Raw genomic sequence first — 22095 nt, 5'->3', positions numbered from 1 at the left:
ATTATTTACCCAAGCCACTTTACTGTATATAAAATCAGTATATACTGTTTATCAATACAGTGGTTTGGTATGTTTTTCGACAGGAATTCACTATGCTTTGCCAACTCAGCATTAATAACTTCGCAATCGTCCGTTTTTTAGAACTGGATTTTCGCCCCGGTATGACCAGCATCACAGGTGAAACTGGTGCAGGTAAATCAATCGCCATCGATGCGCTAGGCCTGTGCCTAGGCAATCGCGCCGATGCCAGCAGTGTTCGCCCCGGAGCCAATAAAACCGAGGTCAGCGCCCGCTTTTCCTTGGATGATATTCCACTGGCAAAACGTTGGTTAGAAGATAACGATCTTGAACTCGATGATGAGTGCATCCTACGTCGAACTATTGGTAGCGATGGCCGTTCACGCGCCTATATCAATGGTAATCCAGTGCCGCTGACGCAACTCAAATTACTGGGTCAGTTGCTTATCGGTATTCACGGTCAACATGCGCACCATGCGATGTTAAAAAGTGAACACCAACTCACCTTGCTCGACAGTTATGCCAACCACAGATTGCTTATCGATACGGTTGCCGCCAGTTTTCAACGCTGCAAGCAAATTGAGGCCGATCTAAAGCAACTCGAAGCCTCCCAGCATGAACGTATTGCCCGTAAACAATTAGTGCAGTATCAAGTAGAAGAACTTGATGAGTTTGATCTTAAAGTCGATGAGTTCGATGAAATTGAGCAAGAACACAAACGTCTGGCCAATGGCACTGAGTTGATTGATACCTGTCAGGCGAGCTTAGATATACTCAATGAAGGCGAAGAGAACAATATAGAGTCGCTGCTTAATCGAGTCGTTTCCCTCGCCGAAGATCTGCAAAGCTACGATCCTGCATTAAGCAATATCAACACTATGCTCAATGATGCCTTAATCCAAGTGCAAGAAAGCGCAGGCGAATTACAGCACTATTTGAGTAAGCTTGAACTCGATCCAACCCACTTTGCCTATTTAGAAGAACGGCTATCAAAAGCCATGCAACTGGCGCGTAAGCACCATGTCAGCCCAAATAAACTGGCCGAACATCATTTGGCATTAAAGGCAGAGCTGAGCACCTTAGACAGTGACGAAAGCAAGCTCGAAGAAATTCAACTACAGGTCGATGCCAGCAGAGCCGCTTACCTTAGCAACGCACAAAAACTCAGCCAAAGCCGCGCTAGATATGCCAAAGAACTCGACAAACTCGTGACTCAGTCAATCCACGAACTGAATATGCCCAAGGGTAAATTTACTATCGAAGTCAATTTTCACCAAGAGCAAATGTCAGCCAACGGCAGTGACAATATCGAATTTATGGTCACCACTAATCCTGGCCAACCCTTACAACCGATTTCGAAAGTCGCATCTGGCGGTGAACTTTCACGGATAGGCTTAGGGATCCAAGTGATTACCGCGAAGAAAGTTGCCACGCCAACATTGATTTTCGATGAGGTGGATGTCGGGATTTCCGGTCCCACCGCCGCAGTGGTTGGCCGCATGTTACGCAGCTTAGGGGAATCGACCCAAGTACTGTGCGTGACTCACTTGCCGCAAGTTGCGGGCAATGGTCATCAACACATGTTCGTCGATAAGTTTAATAAGGCGGGCAGTACAGAGACTACAATGAAGTCGCTCGATCGTGAGCAACGCATTCAAGAGCTTGCAAGACTGTTAGGTGGCGATACTATCACTAGCAATACCCTAGCGAACGCAAGGGAACTGCTGCAATAGTAGAATCAAGCAGAAAAGGGATAAGGGATAAGGGATATTCAGCTAATCCCTTCATCCCTTCAATCAAGCTTCAATCAGAAAAATGCAAAATCAAAAGTAAGGGGTAATTGTTGGCCATGCTAACTATCATGCCAAGTTAGCTATCATGTTAGCTAACACACCAGACTAGCCCTTGCAGACAGATAAAGGCAAATACACCCGCTAAAACATCGTCAATCATAATGCCAAAACCACCTTCGACTTTAGCATCGAGCCAACGGATTGGCCAAGGTTTGATGATGTCAAAAAAGCGAAATAAACCAAAGCCCACTAACAGCCAAATCCAGCCCGCTGGTGCCGCTATCATAGTGATCAGTAGTCCAACCACTTCATCCCACACAATAGCACCGTGATCGTGAACCCCCATGTCTTGCGCCGCTTTACCACAGATATAAAATCCTGCGAATACACCCACTAAAGTTAAGCCGATATACCAAGTAAGTGGTAAGGGCGCCATCAATAAATAGAGGGGAATAGCAGCTAAGGTACCAAAGGTTCCGGGCGCTTTAGCGGCGAGTCCGCTACCAAATCCGAGTGCCAAAAAGTGGACAGGATTTTTTAATGACAGGCGCGTTAGCACCTGATCCTTTGACAACCATTTCATTAACATGCTCTTAGCTTAAAAGTGCTCGAAACCGTGATAAGGCGGTGTAAACGGCTCGCCATTGAGTTGCAACTTGAGCTTACTGCCCGCACAAATTTGTCCAACACGAACAAACTTTGCTCCTGCATGACTCAAGGCTGTTTCCAGTGCGCCTTTTTGCGCCTCAGGAACGGTGAACAGCAATTCGTAATCTTCGCCGCCCGTCAGTGCATAACCTAGAGCACTTTCCTCGCTGACGGTATCTTGCATCGCGCGTGACAGCGGGATGCAATTAACATCGACAACCGCACCGACTGCCGAAGCCTTAAGCACATGACCGATATCCGAGATAAACCCGTCGGAAAGATCGATTGCGCTGGAGGCAAGCGAGCGCAAAGCTTGGCCGGCTAAAACTCTTGGTGTTGGACGATAATGGCGATTAATCAGGAATTCTTTATGCTCGGCTCTGGCTTGCTGCGCACCGCGAATGATATCCAGACCTAAGGCCGAATCTCCGAGCGTGCCCGTAACATAAATCCAATCACCGGCTTTAGCACCATGACGCGTCAGTGCCTTACCCTGTGGGACTTGGCCGTGTACTGTGATATTAATCGCCCGTGGGCCACGAGTCGTATCGCCGCCAATTAAGGCGATGCCATAGTAATCGGCCGCTTCAAATAAACCTTCGCTAAAACCACTGAGCCAAGTTTCATCGACTTCAGGTAGCGTCAAGGCAAGCGTCATCCACGCGGGCTCAGCGCCCATGGCAGCCAGATCAGATAAATTTACCGCTAAGGCTTTGTAACCTAAGGCAGCGGGAGGCATATCGGGGAAGAAATGGACATTTTCGACTAAGGTGTCACAGGAGATAGCAATCGACTTGTTTTCTGCGGGTTGCACTAAAGCGCAATCGTCACCGATGCCAAGCTTCACATCACGGCGAGTAGGGCCGCGGTTGCTAAAATAACATTCAATTAATTGGAATTCTTTCACTGTACAGTTTGGCACGACTTACATCGGCCACCTTTGTTAGCAATGAAAAACGGTATCCTAAGATACCGTTTGTCTTTATTACTTGCGTGCAACCAGTTTGTCGAGCAGTCCGTTAACAAACTTATGACTCTCGTCCGCACCGAAAGCTTTTGCCAACTCAATCGCTTCGTTAATCGCGACCTTGTAGGGCACATCTTTACGGAAAGTCAGCTCATAGGTCGCTAAACGAACTATGGCTTTCTCAACTGGAGACACCTCATCAATCGGGCGTTCCAGATGCGGGATGATCAGCTCATCCAATTGGGTTTTCTTCGTTGCAACGCCTGAAAATAGCTCACGAAAATAAGCTACATCAACACCGTCGAGACTTTGTTCAGTTAAAAACTCATGCTCGACATCGGCAATATTATTCCCGCTTAGTTGCCATGAATAGATGGCTTGAACGGCTAAACGGCGGGCCTTGCGGCGCTCAGAAGGCTTCATTATTTTTCCTACTATAACAACTGTTGTTCAAGTTCTTGCAGAACATTGACCATTTCAAGCAGGCTTAAAGCAGCTTCGCCGCCTTTGTTACCTGCTTTGGTACCTGAACGTTCAATCGCTTGTTCAATGGTATCAGTGGTCAAAACACCGAAAGCAACAGGCAGATCAAATTCTAAAGCAACTTGAGCTAGACCTTTATTACATTCGCCTGCAACAAAATCAAAATGAGGAGTACCACCACGGATCACCGCACCTAATGCGATAATACCGTCGAATTTACCACTGGCAGCTACGCGACGCGCAGCTAGCGGCAACTCAACCGCACCTGGTACACGGACAACAGTGATATTGTCGTCGCTGACTTGGCCAAAACGTTTCAGCGTGTCAAGTGCACCTTCAAGCAAGCTCTCAACTAAAAAGCTGTTGAAACGCGAAATTACAATCGCAACTTTGGCATTTTTCGCTTCGATATTACCTTGAACTACGTTCATTATCTTACCTAATTTAGCTAAAGCACCCAGCTCGGGGCGAAAAGTGGCGACATGATATCACAGCCAATTGCCCAGAGCCCTATGCAAATTATCAGAAATTGTTAATTTTACTTCAGTGTAACTTTGGGTTTCAGTCCGCCACATACTCAGTCACTTCAAGGCCAAAGCCTGAAAGTGAGTGGTAGCGTTTAGGCGAACTGAGCAGGCGCATCTTAGTCACACCAAGGCTGGCGAGAATTTGCGAGCCAACACCCACACGGCGCGACGTCCCTTGCCATTTTGCAGAAGCAGGCGCTTGGCCTTGATCTTCGGCTTCAAAGGCTTTCACCTTAGAGAGGATTTCACAGGGATGCTCTTGATTCCCGAGTAAAACCAATACACCACCTTCTGCAGAAATACGCTCCATCGCCTTTTCGAGTGGCCAGCTGCGTTGCTGATCGCGCTCTGAGTGGAGTAAATCGTTGAAGGTATTTTGCAAATGCACGCGCACCAAACAATCTTCTTTCACCTCACCTTTGACTAAGGCAAAGTGCAATTGATTGTCGATAGTGTCTCTAAAAGTCACCATATCGAACTCACCGAAACGGGTCGGTAATTTGCATTTAGCTTCGCGCACAACCGTGGTTTCTTTGGTATTGCGATACTCGATTAAAGCCGCGATAGTGCCGATTTTGATGCCATGTAACTCGGAGAAAATTTCTAAATCGGGGCGACGTGCCATAGTGCCGTCTTCGTTCAAAATCTCAACGATAACGCCCGATGGCTCAAGTCCCGCAAGACGGGCTAAATCACAGCCAGCTTCAGTGTGGCCTGCGCGGGTTAATACGCCGCCGTCCTGTGCCATTAACGGGAAGATATGCCCTGGTTGCACTAAATCAGACGCTTTAGCCTCTTTAGCCACCGCCGCTTTCACCGTTACAGCGCGATCGTGGGCCGAAATACCGGTAGTCACACCTTCTGCCGCTTCAATAGAAACCGTAAAGTTAGTCGAGAACTGTGCGTTATTATTCGTCACCATTAAAGGCAGGTTTAACTGCTGGCAACGGGCTTTAGTCATGGTCTGGCAAATCAGCCCACGGCCATATTTCGCCATAAAGTTAATCGCTTCTGGCGTGACCATTTCGGCCGCCATGATCAAATCACCTTCGTTTTCTCTGTCTTCGTCATCCATCAAAATAACCATTTTGCCTTGACGAATATCTTCGATGATCTCTTCTATACTGTGCAGCGCCATTGTAGGACCTTATGATTTTGCTGTTATTATGAAATTCTATACCTAAATAACCTAAGCTGCCGATAAGCTTAAGTTAAATAATCTGCTCCTGTGCACTAACGCACAAAGCCGGCACGGGCTAACATTTCCATGGTGACGCCACCGCTCTTGCTGTCTTTGCCATCATAATTCATCAAGCGTTCAAGATAACGGGCGATTAAATCCACTTCGATATTCACCTTATCGCCTGCTTGCAGGTCGATTAACGTGGTTTCACCTGCAGTATGCGGCACTATGGTCAAGCGGAATCGACTACCGTCCACCTCGTTAACTGTCAAACTCACGCCATCAATGGTGATGGAACCTTTATGGGCAATGTAACGCCCAAGCTCTGCAGGTGCCGCTAACCAAAACTCAATAGCTTGACCACGCACTAGGCGTTGCTCAACCATAGCAATACCGTCTACATGGCCGCTGACCATGTGCCCGCCTAAGCGTGTGGTTGGGGTGACGGCTTTTTCAAGATTCACCTTAGTGCCCACTTTGTAGTGAGCAAAGCCGGTGAGACTCACTGTTTCGGCAGAGACATCAGCCACATAACCGTCGGCTAATTGCTGCACAACCGTTAAGCACACACCGTTAGTGGCAATACTGTCGCCTAAACGCACATCGTTTAAATCCAGTTTGCCGCTCGCCACGGTAAGACGAATATCATCGCCCTTGCGTTCAAGCTTTCGCAGGGTGCCAACGGCTTCAATAATCCCAGTAAACATGGTTAACTCACTTAATTAATTAAAGAAGTATCAAGCATAACGCTCAAGATTAAACGGGTATCTGGCCCTAATTTGCGCTCATCGACCAACATTAATGCAGGAATTTGCGCCATGGTTTGATAATCGGGTAGCTGCAATAGATTACGCCCTTGCCCACCGAGGATTTTCATCGCTTGGTATAGCACTAACTCATCGGCCAGCCCCCCTGCTAAAAAAGCGCCCGCTAAGGTTGCACCCGCTTCTACCAGCACGTGATTACAACTTTGGCCTAAATAGCTTAATAGTTCAGGTAAGGATACGCGACCTGCAATTGCAGGTAACACGAGGCAACTCACATGGGAGGGCAATTGTGCTTGAAACTCTGCGGGATAAGCCACGGTCGAGACCAAGAGTATCGGCGATACGATAGCCAAACAGGCAGCCGATAACGGCAAACGGGCGCGACTGTCGAGTATCACTCTTAATGGCTGCAGTAATTGCGCCTCGGTTATGCTGTCTTTTATGCCGCCAAGTTCTTGATATCGCACATTGAGTGAGGGGTCGTCAGCCAGTATGGTTTCAATCCCAGTCACCAACGCGCAGGAACGTAAGCGTAAGCGCTGCACGTCGCGGCGAGATTCAGGCCCGGTAATCCATTTAGACACACCGTTAGACAGCGCGGTTTTACCATCGAGACTCGCAGCCAATTTGACTGTGACTCTCGGTAAACCTGATTCCATCCGCTTCATAAAGCCTAAATTCAAGGCATAAGCTTCATCGAGGTGTAACCCCACATCCACTTCAATACCGGCGTCGCGCAGCATTTGAATACCGCGACCACCGACTTGCGGATTAGGGTCTTCCACCGCCACCACCACACGTTTGACGCCAATATTGATCAGCGCCAAGGCGCAGGGCGGTGTGCGGCCATAATGACTGCAGGGCTCTAAGGTGACATAGGCTGTTGCGCCGCGGGCGTGTTCGCCAGCCATACGTAGCGCATGCACTTCGGCGTGGGGCTCACCCGCTTTTTGATGATAACCTTCACCAATGATTTGGTTATCTTTAACGATAACGCAGCCCACACTGGGATTGGGTCTCGTGGTGTAAAAGCCTTTGCGCGCCAATTGAATCGCGCGGCTCATCATTTGGGTATCGAGTACGGACCAACTTATGTTCAAGCTCATGTTCAACCCTGTTGTTAAAGGTTTCGGCTTTCACCAGTCTTGTAAATCTGTGTTTAAAACCTGTCTTGCAGAAGCTATTAATCAAAAGCCTCTTTTAAAGCTAGCGCAACCAGAAGACTGAACGACAGGCAACAAAAATCGAATAACTACTTTTGCAGTTTGGCGATGGCTTCACCAAATTCAGACACGTCTTCAAAGGCGCGGTACACAGAAGCAAAACGTATGTAGGCGACTTTATCTAAGCTCATCAATTGCTCCATCATCAAGTTACCAACCATTTCTGAGGGCACTTCCCGCTCGCCAGTGGCGCGCAGGGTAGATTTGATTTTGCTAAGCGCTTGCTCGATTTCATCCATAGACACGGGGCGTTTTTCAACCGCGCGCAGCATGCCACCTTGGAGTTTTTCTTCATCGAAGGGTTGGCGTGAACCATCACGTTTAATCACCCTAGGCATGACTAATTCGGCGCCTTCGAAGGTGGTAAATCTTTCATGGCATTCGGTGCATTCTCGGCGACGGCGCACTTGATGGCCTTCCGCCACTAATCGAGAATCGATGACTTTAGTATCTGTCGCGCTGCAAAATGGACAATGCATTGAGCCTCCTGCCAGTGAATGACGTAAAGCCGTTGGCTTTACTATGTTATCTAAGGTTAGCCTGTTTGGTTTAAGTCTAAGATTTTAGCAATAAAAATGGCCGCTTAATGCGGCCATGGGATTTTATCCTATTTATGGGCTGAGGTTAACCACCTGATGCTTGTTAGGCTCAGCACCACAAAAAGGAGACTATTTACAGATTAACCGTAAACAGGGAAACGTGCGCACAGTGCCAATACTTGGCCTTTAACACGCTCAATCACTGCAGGATTGTTAGCATCATCAAGGATGTCACAAATCCAGCCAGTCAGCTCTTTCGATTCCGCTTCTTTAAAGCCGCGGCGCGTAATGGCTGGCGTACCGATACGCACACCTGAGGTCACAAAGGGTGAACGTGGGTCGTTTGGCACTGAGTTTTTGTTCACGGTAATGTTAGCGCTACCTAAGGCGGCATCGGCTTCTTTACCGGTCAAGTCACGACCAATCAGATCAACTAACATCAAGTGGTTGCTGGTTCCGCCAGAGACGATTTTGTAACCGCGCTCAAGGAACACTTCAACCATAGCTTTAGCGTTGTTAACCACTTGCTGTTGGTACACTTTAAATTCTGGCTCTAGGGCTTCTTTGAACGCAACCGCTTTACCAGCGATAACGTGCATTAATGGGCCACCTTGACCGCCTGGGAATACCGCAGAGTTCAACTTTTTGTACAAGTCTTCATCGTCAGCAGCAGACAGGATCACGCCACCACGAGGACCGGCTAAGGTTTTGTGAGTCGTTGACGTCACAACGTGTGCGTGTGGAACTGGGTTTGGATAAACGCCAGCAGCGATAAGACCGGCAACGTGCGCCATATCGACAAATAGGTAAGCACCTATTTTGTCTGCGATTTCACGCATTTTTGCCCAGTCAACGATACCTGAATAAGCAGAGAAACCGCCGATCATCATCTTAGGTTTATGTTCTACGGCCAGACGTTCCATTTCGTCGTAGTCAATTTTGCCAGATTCGTCGATACCGTAAGGAATGATATTGTACAGTTTGCCAGAGAAGTTAACGGGTGAACCGTGGGTCAAGTGACCACCGTGGGCTAAGTTCATGCCCAGTACGGTATCGCCAGGTTTTAACAATGCCATGTAAACAGCGCTGTTTGCCTGTGAACCTGAATGAGGTTGTACGTTAGCGTAAGTTGCGCCAAACAATTCTTTAGCACGTTCAATCGCTAAGGTTTCAACTACGTCCACATACTCACAACCACCGTAGTAACGCTTGCCTGGATAGCCTTCAGCGTACTTATTGGTTAACTGTGAACCTTGCGCTTCCATCACGCGTGGACTGGTGTAGTTTTCAGAAGCAATCAGCTCAATATGCTCTTCTTGACGCAGAGTTTCATTCTGAATTGCCTTAAACAGTTCCGGATCATAATCTGCGATATTCATATCTTTTTTCAGCATTGCTTACTCCAGCTGCCAATTCTTATAGGTAGGGTTGCGCGGTATTCTACTCGGAACGCGACCACAATCCCAGTATTTGAAACATGAAATTCCTGTGGATAGTGCTTGAACTTGGCTCATTGTCGAGTTGAGTTCGGCGCGCAATCGAGTAGAATTAGCCGCATCATTAGTCACTTAAGATAGAGAAAAATGGCTCAGTTTGTTTACAGCATGCTGCGGGTGGGTAAAATTGTTCCGCCTAAGAAGCAGATCCTTAAAGATATTTCTTTAAGCTTTTTCCCCGGCGCCAAAATTGGTGTACTCGGCCTTAACGGTTCAGGTAAGTCGACACTACTGCGTATTATGGCGGGTATCGACACCGAAATTGAAGGTGAAGCGCGCCCAATGCCGGGATTGAAAATCGGTTACCTACCGCAGGAACCTAAACTCGATCCAACCCAAACCGTGCGTGAAGCGATTGAAGAAGCCGTCTCTGAGGCAAAAAATGCCCTAACTCGCCTCGATGCCGTTTACGCTGCCTACGCAGAGCCGGATGCAGATTTCGACGCCCTTGCCAAAGAGCAAGGTGAACTCGAAGCCATTATCCAAGCCCAGGATGCGCATAACTTAGATCATATCCTTGAGCGCGCAGCTAACGCCCTGCGTCTGCCAGATTGGGATGAGAAAATCGAAGTGTTATCCGGTGGTGAACGTCGCCGCGTAGCGATATGCCGATTGCTGCTTGAAAAGCCAGAAATGCTGTTACTGGACGAACCAACCAACCACTTGGATGCTGAATCTGTGGCGTGGCTTGAGCACTTCTTGCAGGAATATGCCGGTACTGTGGTCGCGATTACCCATGACAGATACTTCCTCGACAATGCCGCTGGCTGGATTTTAGAACTCGACCGCGGTGAAGGTATTCCGTGGGAAGGTAACTATTCTTCATGGCTTGAACAGAAAGACGCCCGTCTGAAGCAAGAATCTGCCACCGAAAGTGCTCGCCAAAAGACCATTGCCAAGGAATTGGAATGGGTACGCCAAGGTGCGAAAGGCCGTCAATCTAAGGGCAAGGCCCGTATGGCGCGCTTTGAAGAGCTGAACACTAACGATTACCAAAAACGTAACGAAACTAACGAGCTATTTATTCCGCCCGGACCACGTTTAGGTGACAAGGTTATTGAAGTGAATAACCTGACCAAGTCTTACGGTGACCGCGTACTCATCGACAACCTGTCGTTCTCTGTGCCTAAGGGCGCTATCGTCGGTATTATCGGTGCCAACGGCGCGGGTAAATCGACCCTGTTCCGCATGTTATCCGGCGCTGAAACGCCAGACAGCGGCAGCATTGAGCTGGGTGATACTGTGCAACTGGCATCGGTTGAGCAGTTCCGCGATTCAATGAATGATAAAAACACCATTTGGGAAGAAATCTCCGGTGGTCAAGACATCATGCGTATCAACAACATGGAAATCCCGAGCCGCGCCTATGTAGGCCGCTTCAACTTCCGTGGTGGCGATCAGCAAAAAGTTATCGGCACCTTGTCGGGTGGTGAACGTAACCGAGTACATTTAGCCAAACTGCTGCAAGCGGGCGGTAACGTCTTATTACTCGACGAACCCACCAACGACTTAGACGTTGAAACCCTGCGCGCACTGGAAGAAGCGATTCTGGAATTCCCAGGTTGCGCTATGGTGATTTCGCATGACCGTTGGTTCCTCGACCGTATCGCGACCCACATTCTGGATTACCGTGACGAGGGCCAAGTGAACTTCTACGAAGGTAACTACACAGAATACTCGGCATGGTTGAAGAACACCTATGGCGCCGATGTGGTTGCGCCACACCGCTTGAAATACAAGCGCATGATTAAGTAGATCTAGAATCTAGTCAAGCATGTATCTGAGGAGTTTAACTCGAAAGGGTTAAGCTCCTTTTTTATAGCATCCCCTTACGTTATAAGTGCCGCAAGCTTTGGCACTATTTCAAGCTAACACTATTTTAAACTGGCACTATTTCAAACTGGCAAAATAAGCCACCAGCATGTCCATCATCACCCTAAGTGCAGGCTGCATATGTTTGCGAGATTGATATACGCCATACACACCCAGTGACTGCGGCATGAACTCAGTTAACAAAGGCACTAACTGACCCGAATCTAAATAGGGTCTCGCCGCCCACAGCGGTTGCATTGCAATCCCCTCACCTGCCAGCGTGGCATTAAGTACCACCATAGAATCATTGGCGCTGAAATTGCCATTCACAGGCACATTAAACGCCTGCCCTTGGTTTAACTTAGGATCGGAGTTCAGCGCCTGAGCCTGTTTCGCAGCCAGATCGACTTGATAAAACCGCCACATCACATCGCCAAAGTAGGAATAGGTTAAGCAATTATGCTGGGTCAAATCTTCGGGATGCAGCACGGCGGCACGCGCGGCAAGATAACTCGGTGCAGCGCACACCACAGATTCACATTCCCCCAAGCGCCTTGCGATAAGATTGGGATCGAGTTCATTGGTGATGCGAATCGCCAGATCAATCCGCTCGGCGACCAGATCGACAGTTTGGCTACTCACGTGGATATTCACACTCGCCTGCGGATAACTGGCTAAGTATTGGTGCACCACGGGCGCTAAAATCTGATGCGCCAAAAACTGGGAGCAGCTAATGCGCAATAATCCGCGCGGAATCGCCACCGAAGCATGACTCACCGCCGGCACTTCGTTCGCCAATTCGAGCAGTCGATGGCAATAATCCAGCACTTGCTCACCCGCTGGCGTTAAGCTGAGACTGCGCGTCGAGCGATGCAACAATCTAGCGCCGGACCATTCTTCCATTTCGCTCAAGTAACGGGTCACCATAGAACGCGACATATCTAAAGCATTAGCGGCGCTTACCATGCTGCCGCGCTCGACAATAGTGACAAACACCTTAGCCGCTTCGAGTCTATCCATGATTTATCTCCACTCGCGTTAAATCAATAACGTTCAATCAATAACGTTTAATCACTCACTTTCAATCACTCGAAGGCTCACTCACATACTCGCGCCCCACATGAATAATAACTAAGAGTAAATCCGGTTATTCGTCCGATTAATGCAACAAACATGGGCAGATACTCGCATTTATCTATTGATTATTGCAACCTATACTTAACTCACTTTTTGCAGCAGCTGCAAATCAATGAATGCTAAATCGAACCTTTTTACTCTTTCATCCTGTGACTATAAGTGAGCCAAAAATGAACACATCGACCTATGCTATACGCAACACAGTTAACGCCACATTGAAGGCCTCGTCTAACATCAGTCTAGCCGCTACCTTACTGCTAGCGGGACTCGGCGCGGTCAATGCGGCACCATTGCAAGTGAGCCATTTTAATCCGGGCGAAAACAGCATCTTTGCCGTGTCATCGAGCTTTATCAGCGGCGAACACGAAATGATGTTAGTCGATGCGCAATTTCAAAATAACGATGCCCAAACCTTGGTTGATACGATTAAGGCCAGCGGTAAAAAGCTGACTCAGGTATATATCAGCCATAGTGACCCTGACTTTTATTTCGGCTTAGCCGTGATTAAAAAGAATTTCCCCGATGCACAAGTTGTCGCGACTCAAACCACAGTCGATGCCATTAAAGCCTCAATGGAAGGCAAGCTCGCCTACTGGGGTCCGATTTTAAAAGACAATGCGCCAAGTGAATTAGTGTTACCTAAGGCGATTCACAGCGACACTTTCACCATCGACGGTGAGCAAGTGATTATCGAAGGTTTCAATGACAAACACCCTAAACACACTTTCCTGTGGGTACCATCGGCAAAAACCATCACAGGTGGCGTAGAAGTATTTGATAACACACATGTTTGGATGGCAGACACTCAAACTGCCGCAGAGCGTCAGGAATGGTTAACTCATTTAGATACGATGGAAAAACTGCTGCCGACTACAGTGATCCCAGGACACTACTTAGGCGAAGCGCGATTTGATACCCGTGCCATCGGTTTTACCCGTGAGTATGTAAAGGCCTTTGAAGTCGCAGCAAAAGCCTCGAAAGATTCAGCCGAATTAATCCAAAAGATGCTGGCGCTATACCCACAAATGCCAGCCGATGCAGGGCTTGAGATCAGCGCCAAAGTTATCATGGGCGAAATGACCTGGCCTATGTAATACCAGCACTAATATCTTAGCGATGGGGACAGCGAGTTAGGCATAAGTGAGAATAGTTAAAGGCAGGCACGTGAGCAATTGCGTGCCAGTTCTTACCTAAATAACAGCATCTACATAACTGCACCTGACTAGCTGCACTTAAATAATCCTATCAATAGCCATATCAACAGCCGTACCACGTTCGCCATTTAACTTTAAAATATCAAATGCTTAGATCGTAATTTTGCAATTTAAGCCAAAAGGTTTCACACTATGACTCACCCAACAACTCCTTCTACTCGCACGGCCAGCAGCACAGCAACGGCCAAAGTGCGTACTCTGCACGCGATTATCGACCCTTTATGTGGTTGGTGTTATGCCGCAGCGCCGTTACTCGATGCTGCAGCCAAAGCTGGCTTTACCATTAAGCTCCACGGCGGTGGTATGCTCACGGGCCCAAGACGCAAACAAATCGATGCCAACTGGCGCGACTATGTTATGCCCCACGATCTGCGCATTAGCGAACTAACCGGCCAGCCTTTTGGTGAAAAATACTTTGATGGTCTGCTGCGCGATACCACAGTCGTACTCGACTCGGCGCCCCCCATTAAAGCCATGCTCGCAGTCAATGCGATGGGCGGCGACAGTTTGGCCTATCTACACTCAGTACAACTGGCCCATTACCGCGATGGTCACAGCGCCAGTGATGAAGGTAATCTCGCAAGGTTAGCCGCTGAACTTGGGCTCGACCCTATAGGCTTTGCGCAGCATTATGCCCAAGGTGAAGACAAGCTGTATGAGCATATCGTTGAGTCCAGAGCATTATTGAATCTGATAGGTGCCCAAGGTTTCCCTTCGATGGCTATAGAGGGTGATGACGGCAACATCACCGCCATTAATATCAACCGCTTCTACGGCCAACCCGCCCAGTGGTTAAGCCATCTTGAAGCGCAATTTGAGTCATAATTATGCCAATGCTTAATGGTGTTTCAACAGGTTCATTAATGAGTGAACCAGCTCAGTTAAGTCTTATAGAAACAGCAAGGCAGACTGATGCGAATCTTGCACTGGTTAAAAGCACCTATGAGGGAAGTAGCTCAGCCGAGAACGCCAAAAATCTTCAGCATGCCTTAGCGAGTGACGCACGCTGGACAGAGGCGGCAGGTTTTCCCTATGCGGGCACTTACGTAGGCTTTAGCGCGATAGCCACCAAGGTGTTCGCTCGCCTCGAAACTGAATGGGATAACTACCGCGTCGATATCGAAGACTATGTCGCCCAAGGCGATAAGGTTTTTGCCTTCGGCACTTATTCAGGTACCTATGTCAAAACGGGCAAGTATTTTAGCGCCCGAGTCGCCCATTTATGGAAGATACACAGCGGCAAAATCGTCAGTTTCGAACAGTTTGTCGATAGTCATACCGTCGTCAATGCCATGTAAGTGTCAATGCATGCAACGGCTAATACCATGCAACTGTTAATGCCATGCAACTAAAGTCATCAGCTATAGACATACAAGTGTGAAATAACTGAATAATGAGGCGGGCAAGTTTCATTTAGCCCGCCTCGTGACTTGTCGACCCTAAGCCTTATCCGTATGATTTAGTCTTTTCAATATGTTGAGCACTTGACATTAAGTACTTAAGATTAAGCGTTTGAAATTGAACACTTGAGATTAGCTTCGTAAAGTTACACATTCGAAGACTCATCAACTCAAGTGTCTAAAATGACAGAATGAATAACTAAAACAAGAACAAGGATGCGGTCTAATGCGAATCAATTCGATGTCTGTCGGGGCTCACCCAATCACACTCTCTATCACCCAACTGAGCCGAGCCAGCCAATGGATATTTAAGCAACATAGAAAATTCACGCCCCTGTTATGGCTTGTCACCGCACTCCCTTTCGCCTCACTCTCTTTAACCTCACTGGCGGCCAATGTAAGTGAGGCCGAGCCAGAGCTAAAGATTCAAGAAAGCAGCGTCACCGATGGCCCTTATGTGTTTTTAAACGATGCTCAAAAAGACACTGCCTATTGGATTTGCCAGAGTGAGCTAAAACAAACGCCGATTGCGAAGGCGCAGTTAACTCGCCCTGCCAGTTGCGGTGAATTACCAGAGCCCCATCTTCACACACTAGCTGCCACCGTTGAGCCCGATACCTTTACTCATGTCAGCAAAATTGTCGCCCTTAGCGATGTGCACGGCCAATTTGATGTGATGATTAACTTACTAAAAGCCCATAAGATTATCGACAAAGATAACCACTGGGCCTTTGGTGATGGCCATATGGTGATGACGGGCGACATGTTTGACCGTGGCCATCAAGTCAATGAAGTATTGTGGTTTTTATATACCTTAGACCAAGAAGCTCAAGCTGCGGGCGGACGCTTACATCTACTCATGGGCAATCACGAGCAAATGGTGTTTCGCGGCGACTTACGCTATGTCAACGAACGCTATCAAGTCGCGGCCGATTTACTCAAACGCAGCTACGATGCGCTCTACAACAAAGACACCGAAATCGGCCAATGGCTTCGCAGCAAACATACCTTAGTCAAAATCAATAATATCTTGTTTATGCACGGCGGCATCAGCCCTGAATGGATCGAGCGTAAATTACATATCGGCGAGGCTAACCAACTCTTTCGTCAGCATTTAGATGATAAAAAAGCCGATTTGAAAAAGGATGATTTACTCAACTTTCTGTTTTTTACCAATGGCCCGACTTGGTATCGCGGATACTTTAAAGATGAACTGAAAGAGTCGGATATCGATAGCATACTGAACTATTTCAAGGTAGAGCATATTGTCGTTGGACACACATCGCAGGAGCAAGTGCTTGGCCTCTATCACAATAAAATCATTGCGATAGACAGCAGTATTAAGAATGGTCAATCCGGTGAACTCTTGCTTATCGACGCAGGCAAACTCAGCCGCGGTCTGTATCAGGGTGAGCAGGTTTCGCTATAAGACATAAGACACCTCGCTAATCTCTTCAGCATAATATGTGAATGCCCTAGCGCCCTAATGCATGAATAAGCTAGGGCGCGAATGTGTAAATGAGTAAGGGCAAACATGCACGCATCTTAGTATTCATAAGTTCGCCAGTTTTTATTAACTCTGACTATACTCAAGCCAAGTGCGACTCACCTCAGTGCTGGAGTAGAAATGGGGAACAAATTACTCACATTATCTGGCTTTTGCTTGTTTATGCTCGGCTTCATCCACCCCGCATTTGCGGGTCGAGAACTCCATTTAGTCGCCACAAACTACCCTCCTTTTTATGCCGATGCTTTACCCGAACAGGGCGGCGTCGCCCAAGTGGTCAAAGAAGCCTTTAAACGCCAAGGTTACAATGCCAACCTTAAGTTTTATCCCTTCGCTCGCGCAGCCTTACTCGTTAAAACGGGCCAAGCCGATGGCATTATTGGACTCTGGTATCGCAAAGAGCGTGAGCAATGGGCTCAATATTCTGCGCCAATCCAACCCGTACAAATCGTGTTTTATAAACGTAAAGATGCGCCGCTGAGCTTTAGTCAGCTCTCTGAGCTCAAGCCCTACACGATTGGCATAGGTCGCGGTTACGCTAATCCACCCGAAATCTTCGCCGCAGGGCTCACCACCGAAGAAGGTAATTCGGATGAAATGAACCTCAAGAAGCTTTTTTTAAAGCGTATCGATTTAGTCTTGATTGGCCATAACTTAGCCAGATACTTAATCAAGAAAGGCCCAGCTGAATATGACGATGCCTTTGAACAAGTCGGTCAACCCATAGCGACTGAGGTATTTCACTTAGGGGTGTCTCTGGCCGTGACAGATCATCAGCAGTTGGTAACGGATTTTAATCAAGGCTTAGAAAGTATGCGCAGCGATGGTCGATTAGCTTCCATTTTAAGCCAATATCCTCAGGTTGAAACGACTCAAGCCCCAGTCGAAAAAACGCGTACTGAGATCCATCCCTAGGGCACTAGAGTCTTCTCGCACTGGCCCTTTGCACAAAAAAACCGCAAAAGCCGCGTTGAATTGTGTTCAAGGCTCAAAAAACACAATTTCTTTCATTTTCGTTTGCTTACCTTTACAAACTTTTACCCAACTCAGGTAGGTTATTCACTAGAATAGCCCCATTAGAGCTATCACCTTTTTCAACTGCCTTTGCGCGAGATAATAATTACAATGAAAAAAACCATTATTGCCATTGCCCTGCTTGCGGTTATCGCCACAGCGGTGAGTTTTAGTGATGTCCTTCAAGCAGCCAAACCCGAAAGCGCTCCCCACCTTATGCGTACCGTTCCAGTGGTCACGGGTGAAGTCGTTGAATATCCGTTAGCACAATCTATCTCGCTTATCGGCAAACTCGCTGCCGAACGCGCAGTGATCATCGCGCCGCAAGTCACAGGTAAGATTAAGCAAGTCGCCGTGACCTCAAACCAAGCAGTGAAAAAAGGCCAGTTGCTCATCGAACTCGATGATATGAAAACCCAAGCCGCCGTCGCCGAGGCTAATGCGTTTCTCAACGATGAAAAGCGTAAACTCAAAGAATTTGAAAAACTGATCAGCCGTAACGCCATCACCCAAACCGAGATTGACGCACAAAAAGCCAGTGTGGATATCGCCCAAGCACGCTTAGCTTCAGCCCAAGCCGATTTACATTACCACTCGCTGATTGCGCCGTTTGCGGGCAATACAGGTCTGATTAATTTCAGCGAAGGCAAGATGGTCAGCATAGGCACTGAATTAATGTCGCTGGATGATTTATCTAGCATGCGCCTCGACTTACAAGTGCCAGAGCATTTCCTGTCGCAGTTGAGCATAGGTATGCAAGTGGCGGCCACCAGCCGCGCTTGGCCGGATGAAACCTTTACCGGCAAAGTTGTCGCTATCGATCCCCGCGTCAATGAAGAAACCTTAAACCTTAAAGTGCGGGTGCAATTCGACAACCCAAAAAATCGCTTAAAACCCGGCATGATGATGTCATCCACTATCACTTTTCCTGCTATTTCAGCACCTATGGTGCCAGTACAAGCCCTTGAATATTCAGGCACTAAACGTTACGTGTACGTGGTTAGCACCGATCACATCGCCAACCGCACCGAAGTGCAGTTAGGTGCCCGCATCGATAACCAAGTCTTGATTGAAAACGGTTTAAAAATAGGTGACAAAGTCGTCGTACAAGGCTTAGTGAATATGCGCGATGGCCTGCAAATCAATGAAGTGACGCTCGATGCAAAGGCATCAGCCCGTGCGGCTGAGCTTTCAAGCCCGAAAGCTACGGAGACTAAATAATGTGGTTGTCCGATGTTTCGGTTAAACGCCCCGTCGTTGCCATCGTTTTAAGCTTACTGCTGTGCGTATTCGGCATAGTCTCCTTCTCTAAATTGTCGATACGGGAAATGCCCGACGTCGAAAGCCCTGTGGTCACCATTAGCACCAGTTACTCGGGTGCGTCGGCGGCCATTATGGAAAGCCAGATCACTAAGACTTTAGAAGATGAGCTAACAGGGATCAGTGGTATTGACGAAATCACCTCGACCACACGTAACGGTAGCTCGCGTATCACAGTTAAATTCCTCCTCGGTTGGAACTTAACCGAAGGGGTCAGCGATGTGCGTGATGCAGTGGCCCGCGCCCAACGCAGGCTCCCAGAAGATGCAAAAGATCCCGTCGTCTCAAAAGACAACGGCTCCGGCGAACCCTCTGTCTATGTGAACTTAAGCTCGAGTGTGATGGACCGTACTCAATTAACGGACTACGCCCAGCGAGTACTCGAGGACAAATTCAGCTTAATCAGCGGCGTGAGTTCTATCAGCATTTCCGGCGGTTTGTATAAGGTCATGTACGTCAAGCTCAGACCCGAACAAATGGCAGGACGTAATGTTACCGCAACGGATATTATCAACGCCCTGCGTAAAGAGAATATAGAAACGCCCGGCGGCCAAGTGCGCAACGACACCACTGTGATGTCTGTGCGTACCAAACGCTTGTACTACACGCCGAAGGATTTTGACTATCTTGTAGTGCGTACCGCCAGCGATGGCACGGCTATCTACTTAAAAGATGTGGCGGATGTGGCTGTTGGGGCACAAAACGAAAACTCGACCTTCAAAAGTGACGGCATAGTTAACATCAGTTTAGGCATTATTGCCCAGTCCGATGCCAACCCCCTGCTCGTTGCCAAAGAAGTGCATAAAGAAGTTGATCGCGTACAAGACTTCCTGCCCGAAGGCACTCGCCTAGTGGTCGACTTCGACTCGACCGTATTTATCGACCGCTCGATTAACGAAGTGTATAGCACCCTTTATGTCACGGGCGCCTTGGTCGTACTCGTACTGTATATCTTCATTGGACAAGCGCGAGCAACGTTAATCCCAGCGGTGACGGTTCCAGTATCTTTGATCTCGGCATTTATCGCCGCCAACATGCTAGGTTATTCGATTAATCTACTGACATTGATGGCATTAATCCTCTCCATCGGTCTGGTGGTGGATGATGCGATTGTGGTGGTCGAGAACATTTTCCACCATATCGAAAAAGGTGAAGAGCCCTTACTCGCCGCCTATAAAGGTACTCGCGAAGTGGGCTTTGCCGTTATCGCCACTACGGCGGTACTGGTGATGGTATTCCTCCCTATTTCCTTTATGGAGGGCATGGTCGGGCTACTATTTACCGAGTTCTCCGTGATGCTGGCGGTGTCAGTGCTGTTCTCCTCCTTAGTGGCACTCACACTTACGCCTGTACTGAGCAGTAAATTACTCAAAGCCAACGTCAAACCGAATCGCTTTAATCGTTGGGTCGACAGCGGCTTTGCTCGCATGGAAAGCGTTTATCGCGTCGCAGTGACTCGAGCGATTAAACTCCGTTTACTCGCGCCCTTAGTTATCCTCGCTTGTATCGGCGGCAGCGCTTGGTTAATGCAACAAGTACCGTCACAGCTTGCGCCGCAGGAAGACCGCGGCGTGTTGTTCGCCTTTATTAAAGGCGCCGAAGGCACCAGTTATAACCGTATGACAGCCAATATGGATATAGTCGAAGACAGACTCATGCCCTTGCTGGGTCAAGGTGTGCTGCGCTCATTCAGCGTGCAAGCCCCCGCGTTTGGTGGCCGTGCGGGCGATCAAACGGGCTTTGTGATCATGCAGCTTGAAGATTGGGGCACACGCACCGAATCCGCACAGCAAGCGCTTGGGATTATTAGCAAAGCATTGAAGGACATTCCCGATGTGATGGTTCGCCCTATGATGCCTGGCTTTAGGGGCCAATCGAGCGAACCGGTGCAATTTGTGCTTGGTGGTTCAGACTATGCCGAACTCTTTAAGTGGGCGCAGGTGCTCAAAGAAGAAGCCAATGCCAGCCCTATGATGGAAGGCGCCGATTTAGACTACGCCGAAACCACGCCTGAGCTTATCGTTACTGTTGATAAAGAACGCGCGGCGGAGCTTGGGGTTAGTGTCGATGACGTCTCGCAAACCTTAGAAGTCATGCTCGGCGGTCGCACCGAAACCACCTATGTGGATCGCGGCGAAGAATACGATGTGTACTTGCGCGGTGATGAAAACAGTTTTAACAACGTTGGCGATCTTAGCCAAATCTACATGCGTTCCGGTAAAGGCGAATTAGTGACGCTTGATACTGTTACCCATATCGAAGAAATTGCCTCGGCACAAAGATTAAGTCACACCAATAAGCAAAAATCGATCACCCTCAAGGCTAACGTCAGTGAAGGTTACACCTTAGGTGAAGGCTTAAAGTTTCTTGATGCTAAAGCCATTGAATTATTACCTAAAGATATTTCCATTGGTTACACCGGCGAATCCAAAGACTTTAAGGAAAACCAAAGCAGTATCTTCATCGTATTTGGTTTGGCCTTACTGGTCGCTTACTTAGTCTTAGCCGCGCAGTTTGAAAGTTTTATCAACCCGTTAGTGGTGATGTTTACTGTGCCTATGGGCGTGTTTGGTGGTTTCTTAGGTCTATTGCTCACCAGTCAAGGGATCAACATCTACAGTCAGATAGGCATGATCATGTTGATTGGTATGGTGACCAAAAACGGTATCCTTATCGTGGAGTTTGCTAACCAATTACGTGACCGCGGCTTTGAACTCGATAAAGCCATTATCGACGCTTCATCCCGTCGTTTACGGCCAATCCTAATGACAGCCTTCACCACTTTAGTTGGCGCTGTACCGTTAATTTTCTCGACGGGCGCAGGCTCAGAAAGTCGTATCGCTGTGGGTACTGTAGTGTTCTTCGGTATGGCATTCGCCACCTTTGTGACACTACTCGTCATCCCTGCCATGTATCGATTAATCTCGGCAGCGACCCATTCACCGGGATATGTTGAAGCTAAGCTCGAAGCGGCAATTAAAGCACAAGAGTTAGCGGCACAAGAGGCGGCGGCAAAGCAGCAGGAGCTTGCGCCTAAAGCCTAGCGC

Annotated in this window: 19 protein-coding genes; 9 read left to right on the top strand and 10 right to left on the bottom strand. The window is 48.2% G+C overall.

Annotated features, from left to right (window positions below):
- Positions 1-92 precede the first annotated feature (92 nt).
- The gene (recN, locus tag Q4Q52_RS17855) at positions 93-1751 is read left to right on the top strand and encodes a DNA repair protein RecN (RefSeq protein WP_311991247.1); all 1659 of its coding nucleotides are present in this window, start codon (positions 93-95) and stop codon (positions 1749-1751) included.
- Positions 1752-1899: 148 nt separating this feature from the next.
- Here recN and Q4Q52_RS17850 read toward each other — a convergent pair whose 3' ends face one another.
- The 9 genes from Q4Q52_RS17850 to glyA form a co-directional block, all read right to left on the bottom strand.
- Positions 1900-2394 (bottom strand): phosphatidylglycerophosphatase A, encoded by a 495-nt coding sequence (locus tag Q4Q52_RS17850; protein WP_311991246.1) that lies wholly within the window; start codon positions 2392-2394, stop codon positions 1900-1902.
- A gap of 15 nt (positions 2395-2409) precedes the next feature.
- Positions 2410-3366: a thiamine-phosphate kinase gene (thiL, locus tag Q4Q52_RS17845; protein ID WP_037391369.1), complete on the bottom strand. Its 957-nt coding sequence runs from the start codon at positions 3364-3366 to the stop codon at positions 2410-2412.
- A gap of 78 nt (positions 3367-3444) precedes the next feature.
- Entirely contained in the window at positions 3445-3849 is a 405-nt protein-coding gene (gene nusB / locus Q4Q52_RS17840; protein ID WP_006082638.1) for a transcription antitermination factor NusB, read from the bottom strand.
- A gap of 11 nt (positions 3850-3860) precedes the next feature.
- A complete protein-coding gene (gene ribE, locus Q4Q52_RS17835; RefSeq protein WP_006082639.1) occupies positions 3861-4340 on the bottom strand; it encodes a 6,7-dimethyl-8-ribityllumazine synthase in 480 nt (159 codons plus the stop codon).
- A 130-nt stretch (positions 4341-4470) separates the two neighbouring features.
- The gene (ribBA, locus tag Q4Q52_RS17830) at positions 4471-5574 is read right to left on the bottom strand and encodes a bifunctional 3,4-dihydroxy-2-butanone-4-phosphate synthase/GTP cyclohydrolase II (RefSeq protein WP_028761388.1); all 1104 of its coding nucleotides are present in this window, start codon (positions 5572-5574) and stop codon (positions 4471-4473) included.
- Between the two features lie 95 nt (positions 5575-5669).
- Positions 5670-6326, bottom strand: a complete 657-nt coding sequence (locus tag Q4Q52_RS17825; RefSeq protein WP_107948637.1) for a riboflavin synthase — start codon at positions 6324-6326, stop codon at positions 5670-5672.
- Between the two features lie 11 nt (positions 6327-6337).
- Positions 6338-7492: a bifunctional diaminohydroxyphosphoribosylaminopyrimidine deaminase/5-amino-6-(5-phosphoribosylamino)uracil reductase RibD gene (ribD, locus tag Q4Q52_RS17820; RefSeq protein WP_311991245.1), complete on the bottom strand. Its 1155-nt coding sequence runs from the start codon at positions 7490-7492 to the stop codon at positions 6338-6340.
- Positions 7493-7638: 146 nt separating this feature from the next.
- On the bottom strand, positions 7639-8088 hold the full coding sequence (nrdR, locus tag Q4Q52_RS17815; protein WP_006082643.1) for a transcriptional regulator NrdR: 450 nt from the start codon (positions 8086-8088) through the stop codon (positions 7639-7641).
- 200 nt (positions 8089-8288) lie between these two features.
- Positions 8289-9542 carry a serine hydroxymethyltransferase gene (glyA, locus tag Q4Q52_RS17810; RefSeq protein ID WP_063882560.1) on the bottom strand — a complete coding sequence of 418 codons (1254 nt, stop codon included), beginning with the start codon at positions 9540-9542 and terminating at the stop codon, positions 8289-8291.
- A gap of 189 nt (positions 9543-9731) precedes the next feature.
- On the opposite strand from glyA, the gene ettA reads away from it, so the two are divergent.
- Positions 9732-11399 (top strand): energy-dependent translational throttle protein EttA, encoded by a 1668-nt coding sequence (gene ettA, locus Q4Q52_RS17805; RefSeq protein ID WP_311991244.1) that lies wholly within the window; start codon positions 9732-9734, stop codon positions 11397-11399.
- A gap of 135 nt (positions 11400-11534) precedes the next feature.
- Here the strand turns inward: ettA and Q4Q52_RS17800 are convergent, their stop codons facing one another.
- Positions 11535-12476 carry a LysR family transcriptional regulator gene (locus tag Q4Q52_RS17800; protein ID WP_311991243.1) on the bottom strand — a complete coding sequence of 314 codons (942 nt, stop codon included), beginning with the start codon at positions 12474-12476 and terminating at the stop codon, positions 11535-11537.
- Positions 12477-12763: 287 nt separating this feature from the next.
- Here Q4Q52_RS17800 and Q4Q52_RS17795 point away from each other — a divergent pair, with 287 nt between their 5' ends.
- The 7 genes from Q4Q52_RS17795 (at position 12764) to Q4Q52_RS17765 (ending at position 22092) form a co-directional block, all read left to right on the top strand.
- Positions 12764-13687: an MBL fold metallo-hydrolase gene (locus tag Q4Q52_RS17795; RefSeq protein WP_311991242.1), complete on the top strand. Its 924-nt coding sequence runs from the start codon at positions 12764-12766 to the stop codon at positions 13685-13687.
- Positions 13688-13939: 252 nt separating this feature from the next.
- Complete coding sequence (locus Q4Q52_RS17790) at positions 13940-14632, top strand: DsbA family protein (RefSeq protein ID WP_311991241.1); 693 nt, start codon at positions 13940-13942, stop codon at positions 14630-14632.
- Between the two features lie 2 nt (positions 14633-14634).
- Positions 14635-15105, top strand: coding sequence for a nuclear transport factor 2 family protein (locus Q4Q52_RS17785; RefSeq protein WP_212669159.1), 471 nt, complete (start codon positions 14635-14637; stop codon positions 15103-15105).
- Positions 15106-15433: 328 nt separating this feature from the next.
- Entirely contained in the window at positions 15434-16636 is a 1203-nt protein-coding gene (locus tag Q4Q52_RS17780) for a metallophosphoesterase (RefSeq protein ID WP_311991240.1), read from the top strand.
- 198 nt (positions 16637-16834) lie between these two features.
- A complete protein-coding gene (locus Q4Q52_RS17775; protein WP_311897993.1) occupies positions 16835-17629 on the top strand; it encodes a transporter substrate-binding domain-containing protein in 795 nt (264 codons plus the stop codon).
- A 210-nt stretch (positions 17630-17839) separates the two neighbouring features.
- Positions 17840-18949 (top strand): efflux RND transporter periplasmic adaptor subunit, encoded by a 1110-nt coding sequence (locus Q4Q52_RS17770; RefSeq protein ID WP_311991239.1) that lies wholly within the window; start codon positions 17840-17842, stop codon positions 18947-18949.
- Positions 18949-22092 carry a multidrug efflux RND transporter permease subunit gene (locus Q4Q52_RS17765; RefSeq protein ID WP_311991238.1) on the top strand — a complete coding sequence of 1048 codons (3144 nt, stop codon included), beginning with the start codon at positions 18949-18951 and terminating at the stop codon, positions 22090-22092. Before Q4Q52_RS17770 ends, Q4Q52_RS17765 begins: the two co-directional genes overlap by 1 nt.
- The last annotated feature ends 3 nt before the right edge of the window (positions 22093-22095 follow it).

Source organism: Shewanella sp. SP1S2-4, from assembly GCF_031932075.1.
Classification (GTDB): Bacteria; Pseudomonadota; Gammaproteobacteria; order Enterobacterales; family Shewanellaceae; genus Shewanella; species Shewanella baltica.
This window is presented reverse-complemented; position numbering and strand designations above follow the sequence as displayed.